Raw genomic sequence first — 16,342 nt, 5'->3', positions numbered from 1 at the left:
ATTTAAAGATTATTGTTTGAATGGATCAACTAAATCAAATTCTTGTTTTTTACTTTCTTTAAAGTCGATTTTGAATTCTTTTTTAATCCAATCATATCCTTCTTTATCAATTCGTTTGGCTAAACTAGCATCACCTTGGGTAATTATTGTTCCATTGACTACAACAAAAACCTTGGTCGGTTTTACTAATTTAAACATTCTTTCATAGTGAGAAACAATGATTAATGCTTTTGTTTTATCCTTAACTCATTCTTGGAGTTCTTTTGTAATGATTTTTAAAGCATCAATATCTAGCCCTGAATCAATTTCATCAAGCATTGCAAAATCAGGGTTAATAGTTTTTAATAATAAGATTTCATTCTTTTTCTTCTCACCACCACTAAAACCTTCATTAACTGAACGATTTAATAGTTCAAAATTCATCTTTAATTTTTTAGTGTTAGTTTGAACTAATTTATAAAACTCTGGTAAATCTATTGGTTTTTCTCGCCTAGCATTAATTGCTGAACGGATAAATTCTACTAATGAAACACCAGGAATTTCTTCTGGAACTTGAGTAGCTAAATATAATCCTAATCTAGCTCTTTCATCAACTTCTAACTTGTTTAAAACTTGATTTTTAAACTCTATTTTTCCTCTAACAATTTTAGAGTCATAATGACCCATAATTGATTTAAGTAATGTTGATTTACCATGCCCATTAGGACCCATTATAGCAACAACATCTCCAGATTTAATTGACGCTGTAATGTTGGTTAAAATTCTCTTTTCACCGATATTAACACTTAAATTACTTAGTTTTAACTCTGACATAATTACTGAATTTTAAAATATCTTATTTTAAAAGTTTAAATATTACATATTTAAATCTTAAATGTTTATCAAAAAATTAGCATTATTATTTTTGAAATAATTTATTTTAATCACTATTTTTAGCTTAAATATTTTTTATTAATTTAGTGATTATTTTTAATGTTATTTAAATAAAAAATATTAAAAATATGCGGTAAAAATCATATTTTTTAAAAAATAAAAATTTAAATTGATCTATTTTAAAACTAAATGTTTTTCTTCATAATTTGATCAATAATTTTTCAATCAGGCATGTATTGATTAATTAATGAATAAAATCTCTTTGTATGGTTTCTTTCAATTAAATGAGCCATCTCATGAACTAGGACATACTCTAAACATTGGATCGGTTTTTTAGTCAATCTTAAATTAATCCAAATTCTCTTCTTATCAACATTACATGTTCCCCATTTTGTTTTCATGTTTTTAATTCTATATTCATTAGCAGCAACGTTCATCTTAGCTTCTAGTTTTTCAACTATCAATTTCATTGCATAAGCTAATTGTTTTTTATATCAATTATTAAAAAACTTCTCTTTGCTTTCTTGTTCTGCATTATAAGGAATATAAAAATCAATTGTTTCTTGATTTAAAATTTTGATTTTAAATCTACCTTTATGTTCAATGACATTTAATTTATAAATATCTCCTCATAAGAAAATTTCTTCACCAGATACATATTCTTTATAGTTTTCATAAGATTGAGCTAAAACTCTTTTTTTCATCTTATGAATCAAATTAAGTTTATTTAAAACAAAAACTCTAATTTCATAATCTGGAAAATTATAAGGAGCAATAACAAAAACATCTCCGTGTGGAGGTTTAACTTTTATATAAACATTTTTTATCTTGGTTTTCTTAGTGACATTAACTTCGATACCACCAATTATTTCTTTGTTATTGCTGATCATTTTTTTATAAATCTAATAGCATTATTTATATTATTTTAAAACTAAATAATTAATTAAAAATGCTTATTTTTACCGTAAATTTTAAATATTTTTAATTAATAGATAAAAAAATAAGTCGCTAAATGCGACTGTATTTTTATGCAAAAATTAAAGTAAATTATCCTTCGTATTTTTCAGGATAAAGTTTTCTCATTTTAGCAATGAATTCATCCTTAGGTAATGAACCATATTGCTTCATTAAACTTACACAATTATTGTATTCGTGGATAGCTGCATCAACTTCTTTGAAACCTTTAACTGATACTTTTTTGTTTTGTAATAACTTGTAAGTTTCAAAAAATCCTTTAATTTCTTTAAGGCTGTGAGCACCTAAATCTTTTAAAGTTTTGATATTTTCAAAACGTTTGTCACAAGCAATAACACCAATCAGTTTGTTATCAGTTTCACCATCATCAACCATTCCCATCATTCCTAAAATTCTTACAGGAACATTGATACCTGGTTGAAATGCTTGATTAGAAATCACTAAACAATCTAATTCATCACCATCTCAATCTAGAGCTTCTTTAATAAAACCGTAGTTGTGTGGGTATACTTCTGAACCATATAAAATACGATCTACTGAGATTTGACCAGTCTTACGATCATATTCATATTTGATGTTTGATCCCTTAGGGATTTCAATAGTTACATTTAGTTCTAATAAATTTGACATTATTAATGAATTTATTTTTTATCTTTATATAAATAATACTTTATTTAATTATTATATTAATTAATTAATATAATACTAAGAGTATTTGACATAAAATATTACATTAATGTCATGCAAATGCGAAAAGAACGAGAGAAAAAAAACCATTATAGTTTTAATTTTAAACTGTCTTTTAACGCAAGTATGTTGGCACTAGCCATCATTTTTGCATACGTTTCAAGTCTAATAAGAATTCCGTTTTTTAGCAATTTGTCATTAACAATTGATATTTCAGTTGTTTTTTTAATACCTGTTATTTATATCAGTTCATTAGCTTCTTCTTTATTATTAGCTTCTGTATTGTCATTAATTCATTTTATTTGGAATCCTTCAAATTGAATTGGGATATTATTTTTAACAATTACCAACATATTTACCATTCTGATTTTTTATTTATTAAATTTAATCCTTAATAAAACCAAATTAAGATCTAAAAAAGCTAAATGATTGGTTATATGGTTACTAATTGTGCCAATATCAATGTTTTTATATTCAGCAATCAATGGAATATTAATTACACCGTTGTATTGATGATGGTTTAAGGCTGTTAATACAATTAATTTTATTGAAGTGGCTAATTATTATAATTCTGTTAGTAATCTAAGGGCTTATTTATTATTTATTAATGATTATTGAACTGGAATCTTCTCATTATATTCATTCTTTAATTTAATCAAATTTGTTTTGATTGCTTTTTTTGCAGTGCCTTTATTGATCTTCTTTCAGTTCAATTTGTTTACAAAAGAATTATTCAATTAAGATATTTTAAGTTATTGTGATTCATTAATTATTGATATACCAATAATTAATAATTATTTTTATATGACATAAAAAAGAGGCAGCTCATGGCTGCCTAGTTAGTTAGTTTATTAGTTATTAGTTATTGGTCCTGGAGACGAGACTTGAACTCGTAAGATATTGCTATCGGCAGATTTTGAGTCTGCTGCGTCTGCCATTCCGCCACTCCAGGTTGAATGTTAAAGCATATAAATAATAGCATAAAAAAATCATTGAATTCTCATAAACTTAATTAAAATTTTTATAATTTGATAAATCAAAAATTCGGATTTTAATAGCTTAAAAACACATGAATTTTTAATTTGTGATATTTTAGAAAATAAATAGAAGTTATCTTGGTTTTTAATCTATTAAAAATATCAACAAAACCATTGTAAATAAAGGGTTTTGGATAACTAAACAAACAAAAACCCAAAACGAGAAAATGTTTTGGGTTTTTTTATTTTTTTGATTAAGTTCTTCTAAACGGAGCTCTCGGTGGTGGAGCTGTTGGTCTTATTGGTGGCGGAATTGGTGCTTGAACTCGTGGTTGTTGAACAAATTGTTGTTGGTAATTATTATTTTGTTGATAAGGTTTTTGATTATTATTGCGTAATAATTCTTCAACATTCTTGGGATCAACAGTTTTAATTGTTAATGAGTCAATCTTCTTTAATCAACTAATATTAATACCAAAGATTGATGATAGTTCTTCGTTGTTTGGATAACTTCCATAGTGCAAGATGTCATTATTATCCATAATTACAGGAAGTTTGAAGTTAGTCTTTTTCAAGTGGTTTACTAACTTAGGATTCTTTAAGAAAATGTCACGGTGATCTTTTAAGTTATAACGATAACACGGAATGCCATTTTCAGTGAAATACCTTTGTAAAAGTTGTAATTTGGTTTTTAATAATTTAAACGCTAAATCACCATCTTCTTTGGTAATCGCAGAAGATTCATAGAAATATATCTTAATCTTATCTTCAAATTGGTTATGTTGAGCTTTGTCAATCATCAGCATTAAATCACCATATTGTTTTTCAACAATGGCACTGTTCATTTCGTATTTATTCTTATTTTCTTCAGATTCACTAATTGCATCTTGGAATGATAATAAGATGTGTTTATCCTTACGTTTTTGTTTATTAGTTTCTGCAATGTTTTTCACAGAAAAACCAAAGAATTTTAATACGAAGAAAATTCCAATTCAAACTAGTGGTAAGAAGATTGCAACCGAAGCAATAACAATTCCTCGATAAACTCAAGTTGGGTTAGAACCAAATCCAGAATATTCAAATTCTAAATTTAATCCAGGGATGTGTTCATAATAATTTTCAACCAACGGGTTTTTAATTAATGGATGGAATTTAAAGCTTTGATTTTTGTAATCAATATCATTAGCACGAATTAATAAAACAATTTCAGGATCAGGGTTGTTAGCACCATTGTTATATTTAATAAACAACGGAATAAATTGTTTTTTAATCATGAAATCGTTGTTAAACGGTTCAATTAATTCTTTAATTGAATGCACGAATAAGGTATCGTTTTCAGGATTAATTAATGCCATTCCACTACCTAGATATGTAATTCTAGATGTTTTAGGAGTTTGGTAAGTATCATCCGTATTTAATTGGGCTAAATTGTCATTGATATTAAATTCAAACAATGATAATGACTTCCAAGTTGTGTTGGCTGTTTCATAATAAACAACAATTCGTTTGGTTCCATCTAGCTCAATGGCGTTGGTAATTGGATAAGCACCAAAGTTAGAATTATTAGCAATCTGTTGGGTTACGCCACCACTTCTTTGTGTTACGGTATTAAGACTTCTGATTATGTAATTATTATTGCGATATTGCAATACATAAACTAATGCTGCAGTTTTATTTTTACTTTGAGCATGTAATGATCAAATGATTACTTTGTTCTGGTTTTCTGGATCATTTGAATTAATTGTATTGACATAATGATTCCAATTGTATTGATCAGTTTTATTACCAAATAATTGACGAATTGAATCAGGCGTTTCAATTAAATCATAAGTCTGATTTACACCAAAAACAACAATTAAATCGTTGAATTGCATTGTAAAAGTTCCGAAGCTAAAACCATCTTCAAAGTTAGCAACATTGTGGAAATAATAATCATCTAATCCTGCTAATTTTGAACGGTTTTTAATATTTTGTTGGCTAGTTTCTAATGCAGTGAAGTTATTAAAGTTAAAGTCTTCAAGGTGTGAAACTAATTGGAAATCTGGATTTAATTTTTTAAGATCTGTATCTTCTGTTATTGTTGATGGTGAATTAAATTTACCCAAACCTTCAAGGATATTTAAACTTAATCTAAAACTACCAATTGCTTTTAAATCTGAACTATTATTTTTAACTGGATTAATCTCGTGATGCTTACCAGCTGTTAAAACATTTTCATCACCAATTGAAAAACTACCACCTAATTGTAAGTGCGAAGTATCTTTAATGATCCTAGCTCCTGCAATCGCTGCTCGCATTACGTAAGTGTATTTAACATCTTCAAAAATTGGTAAGTTGACTGAGATATTATTATTATTATTATTATTATTATTATTATTGCCTTGCTCGTTTCACCCACCGATTAAAACAGCATAAGGTCAACCAATAATTTCGTTGAATCTTTCTTTATTAATTCGATAAATTCCTAACGATTGGAAACGGTCAGCAATCTGGGTATTAATATTACCTGTTCCACCTAAAATATAAACACTTCCACCATAAACTACAAGGTTGGCTAGGTTGGCTAAATAGTTATTAAATGAAATAACAAATCTACCGTTATTTGAAAAACCAATTAACGATTTTAAAAAGTCAGGATTGTTATTTCAAGTATTAGGAATATTATCTAATAATGTTTGTGGATCGATTGATATTTCAGCTTGTTTATCAATTCGTTTAGAAATATCACGATCAAGATTTTCTTTAAGTTTTTCTAATACTCCAAATCCTTTTTTATCAAAATTTGAATAAGCAGCAAGTGCAACATCATCATTGTTTTTTGGTGCTGCTAAAAGATAAAATGTTGATGGATCTTTATCATCTTGTGCAACTTCTAAAACATGGCGTTCAATTGAATCGACATTTGATATTTTATAAGTTCAAAGGACATTATAAAAATAATCCGTGCGATAAATTACACTATCATCTTCATCAGAAATAAAGATATATCCACCGTTTGATAACTTTAAACCATTAAAATTATTGCTGCGTTCATAACCCGCTACTTGGTTGCTAACAAACTCATCGTCAGTATCACGATAAATTTTTTCACCATCTTTAACGGTGTTAATTCTAGCTTGATTAACTAGGTTATATGATTGATTTTTAATGCTTGATTGCGTAACAATATCATTATTATTAAAGGGTTTAATTAAACCGACAATTAATAATATCACTAAGCTAAATAGGAATGTTAAACTAATGATTATCAGTTTTTTAAACTTATTTTTGATCACCACAGACCTATTTCAATTTTCTTTAATTATTTTAAATTAAAGATTAATTTTAAATTAAAGATTAATGTATTTTAAAATTATATTAACTGTAATAAATTATGAGTTTAATTAATACAAAGTTTGTTTACACCGATTTAGACGATACAATCATTACTTCAAAGAAAGAACCTAAGTTCTTATATAAAGGCCAACAATATAAGGATTTATTTGATGTTCCCAAAGAAGTTCAAGAAGCTTTTGAAAAATTAATTCAAAAAGGCATCAACACAGGAATTGCAACAGGACGAGATTATCGTAAGGTTTATCCGCTGTTAGCAAAAACTGATATGTTTAACTTACCAACAATTACGGACGATGGTGCGTGCGTATTTATTAATAATAAATGTGTTAAAGCTACTTATATTGATAAAAAAGTAGTTAACCGTTTCATTCAGTTGGCTAAGAAGTTTAAGAATATTTCTTATACTTTAAACACACCTTATGGGGTTTATGTTTCTAAAAATAAATCTTGATGAACATTACAAGACGAATTTATTAATAGTAAATACCCAAATAAAATGTTCAAACTAAGATATGTTGATCTTACAAAAGTTAATCACTTTTATAATGATCAAATCGTATCAATGACTATTAGCACAAAACCAATTGCTTTAAAACCATTAAATCCAAGAGAAGTTGATTACTTCATTGATTTAAGTAGTTTTGGTAATGTTCATGTAACCAAATACAAACAAGATGTGGTTATTCGTCCAAACGAATCAAAAGCAAGCGGAATTTTCTGAGTTAAGAATAATTTCAACAACACAATTACCAAAGACAATACAATGTGTTTTGGTGATAACCACAATGATGTTGATATGTTTAAATGATCAAATCTAAGTGTGGCTGTTGATAACGCTAAGGATGTTTATAAGAGTTTTGCTAAATACCAAGCTGATGATTGTCAAAACTTTGGTGTGGCAAAATTCATTAACCAACACTTATTAGATTAGTTAATCATTAAACTTTAATTAATTAAAACTAATCAAAATTTACGATAAAAATGACTGAAAATAAAAAATTAGATCAACTTGTTGATCTACATTTACACTCACAATATTCTTCAAAAGCAGGTGAAAAACAAGTGCCAAAAGGCGGGTATAGACCTGATTATTACATTATGAAACTAAAAGAAAATAATGTTCGTGCTTTTAGTTTTACAGACCATGATACTTTCAGTCATAAATTTTATTTAGAACTGAAAGAAGTAATTGATTCCTTACCTAACTTTAAGATGTCAATCTTTCCTGGTGTAGAATTCAGAATTCGTTCAGTTGGTTCTAAATTAGGTGATTGTAATTTTATTTTTAATAACAATCTAAACAAAGAAAAACTATTAAAACTTAATGTATTAGTTTCATCAATTGCTCAACGTAGCACTGGGGCTGATATTAAAAATTTAATCAAAAATATCGAAGCTGCTGGCTTTGATTTTTTTATTATCCCTGATGTTGGTAAGTCAGGTAAATCTAGTTTTAGCATTTATCAAGATGTCATTAAACACATTAAATATGTTGAGGCCAGAAAAGATTTTGTTTTTTCTAAAAACATTCAAAATCACTTAAATATCGACTTTAAACATGCTTTTTTTAGCGATTGTCATAATATTGAAAACTATGCTAAAAAACCTAGTCAAACCAAGATAGAAGTGCCAATTGATCACGAAATAACTTTTGATGATTTAAAAAGTTCATTAATCTTTTAATATTTGCTTATCTTTAGATTTTTTTGATTTATATTAAATCAAAGGAGGCAAATATTTTGGACACAAAATACATAAAACAATTGGTTCTAAAAGATACTATTAATGACATTCACACATTAGAATTTCAACCAGGCATTAATACAATCATTGGAACTAAGGGTGGTGGTAAATCTACCTTATTAAAGATTTTGTATGCTTTGCACACAAAATCTTCAATTAATGACAAAGACATCAATTCAATTAAGAAAACTTATGGTTTTGACATTGTGAAATTAGTTTATTCAAATGGTGAAACTAGAAGTTGGGATGATGAACGAAGAAAAAACAATGAATTAATTCAAGATCGTTATGACTATATTAGTCAAAATGACAAGATTAAAACAGCATTAGATGCGACTGCTGATTTCCAAAAAGGTAAAGAAGAATTTATTAAAAAAGCATCAAGTAATTACGCAAAAAGTTTAGAACCTTTCTTTAGAAGATACTTTGATTCTTTTATTCAAATTCAAGATAGTTTTAATGTTTTAAATAACTTAAATATTAAAGATCTCTTTGAGTTAAAAAATGCTAGTCATCAGAATGTATTAGAAAAAATTACTACATTTTTAAATCATTCAATTGATAAGCAAATGCTTGATTTTAACAACAAAAGCAGTAAACATCATTTTGAATTAATCAAAATAATAAGTCTATATTTTGATAATTTAGTTTCTTATAAAGAAAAAATAAAACATAAAGATCATAATTTTATTAGTGAGAATGATTATGAAATAATCATTCAATCGTTAGTTAAAATTTTAAATATTCACAAGAACAATATTCAATCAACAAAAATTGATAATGTTAAGCATTTAGCAACTGGAATAACTAAGTTTGCATACGATAAAAAGCTAGAACAAGATAACAATAACAACGCAAGAATTGCATCATTACCAGCAAACTTAGAATTAGCTTTTGAAAATGCAGCCAGAGCAATTGCCAATAATTTAGCTAACTTTGATAATTTTGCTTCTGAATTATTCCACAATGTCAGCATTAAAGACGAAGGAATTAGTAACAAAGATCCTGATGTTAAATACAGTATTGATATTGAATATGATATGCAAAATACGGATTCTGATCAGGGGATTTATTACATATTTGATAAGTTTTTATACAAAGCTAGTGACTTATTAAATAAGAAACAATGATTAGAAAAATACATCAATAAATACGAAGAAAATTCAACTAAAGGTGATTTTAATCCTAAAAATGGTGGCTTTAAATCAGATCCATACAAAGAAACTAATACGATTACAAAACAATTAGAAAAGATGTTTAAAGATAATCTTTCAGGTTTTGTAAAAATCATGATTTGTGGCAATGATTATAACGCCATGTCACTAGGAACAAGATCTAGTTATGGTGTGAAAAAGACAATTAGTCGATGTAAAGAACCAATTTTATTCTTAGATCAACCAGAAGATAATATTGATAGTTATACAATCTATAACTCATTAATTCCGTTGATTTCAGATAAAAACCACGACCGTGAGAATAAAACCATTCAACAAGTATTTATTGTTACTCACAACGGTAATATGGGGATTTTAACCAATCCAAAGACCACAACAGTATGTAGCTTTAAAGAAAAAGATATTAAGGCTTCATATCAACAATCATCACTAAAAGACATCTTATCAATTAAAGAAGATCAAATTATTAATGAAAACCCATCAGCACACTATCTAGAAGGTGGAATTGATCCGATTACTGAAAGATTAATGCTTTTAAAAAATACCAAAGAAGGAGAATAATCTAGAAATATGAATAAAAAATTGCGTTTTGACAAAAACGAAGATAAATACATTGTTTGATTACAAACAGATGAAAATCAAAAAGTTGAAAAAGCTAAACTTAGCTTTGAATTTGCTAACAACCAAGAAACCCCTTCATTTAATCACAAACTAGTTGATTTAGCTTTACATATTAAAGAAGATAGTATCCATAATGGTATTTTTAATCTAGAAGTTGAAGAACTAAATGATGAGCAAAAAAAGGATATTATTTTTCAAAAATTACATGATGTTTTTGCTAAGTTCGTTTCTGCTTTCAAAGATCAATACAACCAAACAAGAGATGAACTAAACAAAGAATTTGATAAATTAAAAATTAAAATCCAAGATAATGAATAAAGCAATTATTGTATCGTGTTCAAACACCAACTTTAAAACATCAATCAATTATGATTTAGCTTCTAAGATTGCACACAAGGGAAGTTTTGATTTACTTAATTTAGCTGATTATAATGTTGAATTATTTTCGATTGATATTAAAGCCAATGTGCCAGCTAAAATTAATGAACTAAAAGCTAAGCTTTTAGCTTATGAAAAGATCGTATTTATTACTCCTGAAATTAATGGTTATTTAGCTGCTTTTGCTAAAAATATCTTTGATTGATTATCATTAGAAGGTGCTTGATTAAAAGATAAAAAAGCATATGTAGCAACTGCAACACCAGGCGCAAAAGGTGGTCCAATGGTGCGAAGTATTTTTTCACAAGTTCTTGAATTTTTTGGTGCAAAAGTATTAGGATCAGTTGGTTTTGCTGAATACAAATTAGATGCAAATAAAGATCAAGAAATCTTAGAATTTGTTAATAATATCAATAACTAATTGACAATAAAATAAGATGAAAAAAGATGGGTTTATGCCCATCTTTTCTTTTTTAATTTCTTTCAATTTTTACGATTATTTTGCATTAAAATCAACTTTTAATATCACAAACAATCGATCGATTTATTTGGCTAGAAAATATTAAATGATTAATATTTGATAATAACCAAATACATAAAAGAAAAAAGCCTAGTATGAGCCAGGCTTTGTTTCTAGATTATTTTTTGTTAACCGACCATATTATACATTCTTTTATTTATAAATCGAGACCAAATGATATAAATTCCTAATGGAATGATCGTAGATATGACAGCACCAGCAGCTGTAACGTTATAAAGATTCTGGTTATATTTTTGTCCTAATCTTGTTATTATCGTGCTGATGGTATCAAGTTTTTCGCCCGATAAAATGATCTGCGGTCATAAGTATGAGTTTCATCCATCAATCGTTGTGAAGATGATTAAAAGATAAATCGGAACTTTTAATTTAGGTAAGAAAACTTGAAAGAAGATGTGTCTCATTTTCAAGTTATCAACTTTAATCAATTGTCTTTTTTGTTGATACTCTTGGTTGATTGTGTTGTAAAAAATAATCAACATGAAAAACGAAAACATCATTGTTAGTGATAATACAAATCCGATTGAATAATAATCACCACTAACTCTAATACCACTCTTATTAACAATCGTTAAGATATATAAGTAAATTGATATTTCAGGAATGAATGAAGCAAACAAGAAAAAGATGAATAAAATCTTTCTTAACGTTTTTGATAACTTAACTAATCCGATTGCTGATAGTAATACTGATGCTAATTTAAAGACATTTAAGATAATAACCGAAATGAAGGTTAATAAAAATGCTAAACCAAACTCTTTGAAATCAATTTGACGAAAGCTTTCAAAATGAATTCCATCAGGTAATAATTCTTGAATTCCCTTATCTACCTTTTCATTTGAAGTAAATGCTGTTACTAAAAGATAATAAAGCGGGAATAGAGCCAAAATAATTAAGGCGATGATTAAAGGAACAAGGATAATGTGTTTAATTACTTTCATTAACTTTTCCTTTCGGTTTAAACAACTTATTAAGCTTATTAGTTATATTTGTTATCGTTTGGACATTCAAACGCTTGATGATGAAGAAAATAAGGGTTATGCCTAATAAATAAAGCAAGATGATCACATTGACAGCAGCTGCTTTAAATGGATTGTATGGATTTAATGAACTTTCAGTTGATCTGATGGTTTCAAATAAATAACTAGCAAGCGTATTTCCATTAATTGTAGATAATGGTGTATTACCTTCAATAATTACTCCTGGATAGAATAATGCAGCGTTAAGGAAATTAACATATAAAACCAATCAGAATGCCGCTTTAAAGTTTTTTAAATAAACATATCAAAGCTTATGATGAAATTTAATCTTATCAATCTTCATAACCCTTGAATATCGTTCTAATGAACGAGAAAAGCTAAATGTCATCATTACTACATTAAATGGCAACATTCTTCAGAAATAAAAGATGAAATAAACTAAGAGAACATTCCTGTTATTTGGTGACTGGTCGTTGGTAAACCTAAAATTGGTTCCAAAAATTTTATTAAAACCATCATAGTGAGATCCAAATAAAAAGATAAATGCAAATCCGATTGCAAATGCTGATGTAAAGAATTGCGAAAACAAAGCCACAATCGCAACATTCTTAAACATCTTAGATGAAATTTCATTCAGGATAATCGCAAAAATAAATCCTAACAAGATTACTCCAGGGACTCCCGCAAAAATAATAATGTTAGTGTTTATAAAGCCGCTTTTAAATTGACTATCTCTTGCTAATTGTTGGAAGTTACCAATCCCAAAATTATAACGGACTAAACTATGCTTTAAATTTACCTTAAATGAATCAATAATTGATAAAATAATCGGTAAAAACGTAAGAATTATGACTAATAAAATGATTGGTAAATTTAAAGTTAAACCGATTATGTCATTCTTAATATTCCAACGGAATTTTCTTTTTTTACTAGACAACATAACTACTTTAAAACCAATGCTTTATTTTCATCATATGTAACACTAATTTGATCACCAATTCTGAATGAATTAGCTTTCACAATCACTTTAACTGATGATTCAAATAAATCTGATGAAAATTCAATAATATCTTGAGCACCCATGTTTTGAATATCTTTAATCTTAATTGTTGATGCTTCATCTTTATTAATTAAGAGATTATCAGGTCTGATGTATAGATCATTTTTATTAGCAATCTTGATAATTTCAGGAAAGCCAATGAATTTAGCTGTTGATAAATCAACTGGATGGTTGTAAATGGTATCTGGTTTATCAAATTGAGCTATTGTTTTTTGATTAATAAACATAATACGATCACTAACTAACATAGCATCGTTCTGATCGTGGGTAACTAAAATCATTGTGATTGCAAATTCTTTTTGAATTGTTCTTAACCAATCACGTGACTTCTCTTTAATCTTTGCATCAAGTGATGCAAACGGTTCATCTAATAAAATTAATTTAACTCTTTTAATTAATGATTTTGCAATCGCTACACGTTGTCTTTGACCACCAGATAAATTTGATGCTTTTGAGTTTAAAATATCAGTAATATTTAAACGATTAGCAATGTCAAAAATTTGTTGTCTAATACTTTGTTTTAATGTGCGTTTAAATGCAAAGTATTTTTTATTTTCTTTAAAAAACAACGGTAAATTTATTAAAAATAACTCTTTTTTGAATTGTATTTTTAACTTCTGATCTTGATGAGATTTTTCTAAAAGATTTTTTAATTCTTGATATTTATTATTATCAATAACATCGTTCTTTAAATAACAATCCAAATAGGTTGAATAGTATTGATGGAACGAATTAATTAACGACAAATAAATGTTTTTATAAACACTTATTTCCTCATATAAAATTGAATTTTGGAAAACAAAACCAATATCGATATCATTAATGCTATTAAAATTACTAATTTTAATATCACCACTTTTTGGTTTAATAAAACCTGCAATGGTATTTAATAACGTTGTTTTACCAGAACCTGAGGGTCCTAGGATTGATACCAATTCGCCGTCATAAATTTCGGCGTTAATATTCACTAATACACTTTTTTCTTTATAACTAACACTAAGATCACTAATTTTTAGTATTACTTTATTATCCAATTTTATCTACCGTTAAAAGTTTAAAATAATAATTTTTAATTTCTGATTTATAGCTTATTTATTTCTTTTAACCATTTATTTCTTCTAATTTCTCTTCAATTTGCTTAATAACTTCATCAGGAGTTTTGTGTTTTGAATTGTAAGTAGAAGCTTCAATTACATTCTTAGTAATATATCCAGATATGGTTGAAGTATCAGCATCATTTCTAAAATCAATTACTGAAACATCTGATTTATTATTATCAAGAATATCTTTTAATCCTTCTCTTGTGATTAATCCTGATTGTGCATAGTAATATTTATCCCAGTTTTTGTAGTCTTTTGCGTATAAATTAATCTTTTGTTCTTCATTAACGTTGCTAAAGTTGTATGTTGATTGCATTTCATCAAAAGCTTTTTGTTTAGCATCATTTACTTCTTTGCTTCAGTTAATTTTAGTAGGAACAAAGTAACCACTTTGGTTTTCAATTTCATCAACTAAATTAATGTTATTGAAAGTTCCTGAGTATAAATACTTCATGAAATTCAATGTTCCTTTGTTGATTTCTGGGTCTGGTGATGAAATTGGAACTAAATAAGAACCACCTACTTCATAAGTTCTTTTCTCAGTATTATCAAATTTAGTTACTTGGTGTGTTCAATAAACATCATTAGGTGAAAGAATTTTTGTATCTGCTTCTTTAACTTTTTGAGCATCAGTTTTATTGGTTCCGTTAGTTAATTTATCAATGCTGTCTTTTGAAATTGTTGAATCTGCTAATCCAACTGTTGGAGCAATAGCAAATGCTAGATTACTACTTCTAGATCTAGTGAAACTTAAAGTCCCATCGCTACCACCTTTATTTAATCTGATTGATTTGAAATCGTACTTATTATTTATTCTTCTTACCTTAGCATTATCAAATCAAAATTGCATTACTTCTTTGATAACTTTTTTGGTTTCTTCTTTCTTTAAATTATCAAAATTTACGGTAAATTCGTTATTTTTATCAGCATCTGGTTGAAGCGTTCATAAGAATGTTTCTTTCTTATTACCTAACTTATTTCAAAGGTGTTTTAAGAATACATTTCTGTCATAATCAATTTCTAAAATTGAATTATCATTATCCATTGATTTAACTTTTTCTAAGTCAAATCCGTCATAAATCATTTTAGAAAATTTAAACATTGATTCTAAATTATCGAATGTTGAATCATCAATTGTTTTACCTTTGAAAACTTCATTGTTTTTTAGTTTTACTTGGGCTCAAAAACTATCAGCAGCTACCTGGGTTTTTGTTGTAATTTTTTTATAAATATTTGATTCTTTATCAATTGTGCCGCCACCAGATTCAAAAAGATCAAACAGTTTTTGCATTACAGGCTTATTGAAATACAACGCATCTAAATCAGTTAAGTCAAACGGTAATGCGCTTTGACTTACATTATTAAGTCCAATTATTGTTTTTGTTGTATCATTAATTTTTTCAATAAGTGGTTGGTTTTTAAAATAATCGTTTTGGTTAATTTCTAATAATCGTTCGTTACGATTAATTTCATAAGCACTTGATAAACTACCAATAATAAGTTGTGGGATATTTGGATCTTTTGTCTGAATTTTTTGAGAAATAATAGTCGCTAAATTAAATTCAGAAGTCGCTTTGGTAACTGTTCTATCTTGATAAACAACTTTAATGAACCCTTCATCGTTTTTGTGATGTTCATTATAATAAGACACAAAGCTTTGCATAATCCGATTTAATGGATATTCACGAGTTTGTGCACTTTGGAAAAAGATGGTTTTTTCACCAGGACTACCTGGTGTATCAGGACTACCAGGTGTAATTTCTCTTTGAGTACCACTTGGAGCTCCGCATGAAGCTAAAATTGATGTGCAAAGACTAAGTCCGATAGTAAAACTAAAAATTTTTGTAGAAAGTTTCATAATTAACAATTGAATTATAGAACAATCTACAACTTAAGGCT

Annotated in this window: 14 protein-coding genes and 1 tRNA gene; 6 read left to right on the top strand and 9 right to left on the bottom strand. The window is 27.3% G+C overall.

The genetic code is table 4. The features are described 5' to 3' along the window. Positions 1-9: 9 nt before the first annotated feature. From sufC to JJE79_RS01275, 3 genes are all read right to left on the bottom strand, one after another. Positions 10-813, bottom strand: a complete 804-nt coding sequence (gene sufC / locus JJE79_RS01285; RefSeq protein WP_222926681.1) for a Fe-S cluster assembly ATPase SufC — start codon at positions 811-813, stop codon at positions 10-12. Between the two features lie 245 nt (positions 814-1,058). Further along, positions 1,059-1,763 (bottom strand): M48 family metallopeptidase, encoded by a 705-nt coding sequence (locus JJE79_RS01280; protein ID WP_222926680.1) that lies wholly within the window; start codon positions 1,761-1,763, stop codon positions 1,059-1,061. 157 nt (positions 1,764-1,920) lie between these two features. After that, a complete protein-coding gene (locus tag JJE79_RS01275; protein ID WP_222926679.1) occupies positions 1,921-2,478 on the bottom strand; it encodes an inorganic diphosphatase in 558 nt (185 codons plus the stop codon). Between the two features lie 111 nt (positions 2,479-2,589). Here JJE79_RS01275 and JJE79_RS01270 point away from each other — a divergent pair, with 111 nt between their 5' ends. Continuing rightward, on the top strand, positions 2,590-3,276 hold the full coding sequence (locus tag JJE79_RS01270) for an MPN527 family putative ECF transporter permease subunit (RefSeq protein WP_222926678.1): 687 nt from the start codon (positions 2,590-2,592) through the stop codon (positions 3,274-3,276). 125 nt (positions 3,277-3,401) lie between these two features. Here the strand turns inward: JJE79_RS01270 and JJE79_RS01265 are convergent. Both JJE79_RS01265 and JJE79_RS01260 read right to left on the bottom strand, forming a co-directional pair. Continuing rightward, positions 3,402-3,487, bottom strand: a tRNA-Leu gene (locus JJE79_RS01265). 279 nt (positions 3,488-3,766) lie between these two features. Continuing rightward, positions 3,767-6,787 (bottom strand): arsenic metallochaperone ArsD family protein, encoded by a 3,021-nt coding sequence (locus tag JJE79_RS01260; RefSeq protein ID WP_222926677.1) that lies wholly within the window; start codon positions 6,785-6,787, stop codon positions 3,767-3,769. A 98-nt stretch (positions 6,788-6,885) separates the two neighbouring features. Between JJE79_RS01260 and JJE79_RS01255 the strand changes: the two genes are divergently transcribed. Genes JJE79_RS01255 through JJE79_RS01235 form a run of 5 tightly spaced genes read left to right on the top strand, consistent with a single transcriptional unit; the run spans position 6,886 to position 11,186 of the window. Then, positions 6,886-7,779 carry an HAD family hydrolase gene (locus tag JJE79_RS01255; protein ID WP_222926676.1) on the top strand — a complete coding sequence of 298 codons (894 nt, stop codon included), beginning with the start codon at positions 6,886-6,888 and terminating at the stop codon, positions 7,777-7,779. 50 nt (positions 7,780-7,829) lie between these two features. Next, the gene (locus JJE79_RS01250) at positions 7,830-8,531 is read left to right on the top strand and encodes a PHP domain-containing protein (protein ID WP_222926675.1); all 702 of its coding nucleotides are present in this window, start codon (positions 7,830-7,832) and stop codon (positions 8,529-8,531) included. A gap of 56 nt (positions 8,532-8,587) precedes the next feature. After that, positions 8,588-10,327 carry a hypothetical protein gene (locus JJE79_RS03815; RefSeq protein ID WP_255565861.1) on the top strand — a complete coding sequence of 580 codons (1,740 nt, stop codon included), beginning with the start codon at positions 8,588-8,590 and terminating at the stop codon, positions 10,325-10,327. A gap of 9 nt (positions 10,328-10,336) precedes the next feature. Further along, positions 10,337-10,705, top strand: a complete 369-nt coding sequence (locus tag JJE79_RS01240) for a hypothetical protein (protein WP_222926674.1) — start codon at positions 10,337-10,339, stop codon at positions 10,703-10,705. Continuing rightward, on the top strand, positions 10,698-11,186 hold the full coding sequence (locus tag JJE79_RS01235; protein ID WP_222926673.1) for an NADPH-dependent FMN reductase: 489 nt from the start codon (positions 10,698-10,700) through the stop codon (positions 11,184-11,186). The genes JJE79_RS01240 and JJE79_RS01235 overlap by 8 nt, the downstream gene beginning before the upstream one ends. A gap of 227 nt (positions 11,187-11,413) precedes the next feature. On the opposite strand, the gene JJE79_RS01230 is transcribed toward JJE79_RS01235, so the two are convergent. The 4 genes from JJE79_RS01230 to JJE79_RS01215 form a co-directional block, all read right to left on the bottom strand. Further along, a complete protein-coding gene (locus JJE79_RS01230; RefSeq protein WP_222926672.1) occupies positions 11,414-12,244 on the bottom strand; it encodes an ABC transporter permease subunit in 831 nt (276 codons plus the stop codon). Then, positions 12,231-13,223 carry a sugar ABC transporter permease gene (locus JJE79_RS01225; RefSeq protein ID WP_222926671.1) on the bottom strand — a complete coding sequence of 331 codons (993 nt, stop codon included), beginning with the start codon at positions 13,221-13,223 and terminating at the stop codon, positions 12,231-12,233. Before JJE79_RS01225 ends, JJE79_RS01230 begins: the two co-directional genes overlap by 14 nt. 2 nt (positions 13,224-13,225) lie before the next feature. Continuing rightward, positions 13,226-14,311 (bottom strand): ABC transporter ATP-binding protein, encoded by a 1,086-nt coding sequence (locus tag JJE79_RS01220; RefSeq protein ID WP_255565860.1) that lies wholly within the window; start codon positions 14,309-14,311, stop codon positions 13,226-13,228. A 133-nt stretch (positions 14,312-14,444) separates the two neighbouring features. Then, entirely contained in the window at positions 14,445-16,301 is a 1,857-nt protein-coding gene (locus tag JJE79_RS01215; protein WP_222926669.1) for a P68 family surface lipoprotein, read from the bottom strand. Positions 16,302-16,342 lie beyond the last annotated feature (41 nt).

It is taken from the genome of Mycoplasma sp. E35C (genome assembly GCF_019873825.1).
Lineage (GTDB): Bacteria > Bacillota_I > Bacilli_A > Mycoplasmatales > Mycoplasmoidaceae > Mycoplasmoides.
The sequence above is the reverse complement of the archived record's forward strand: the minus strand, read 5'-3'. Positions and strand labels throughout refer to the sequence as shown.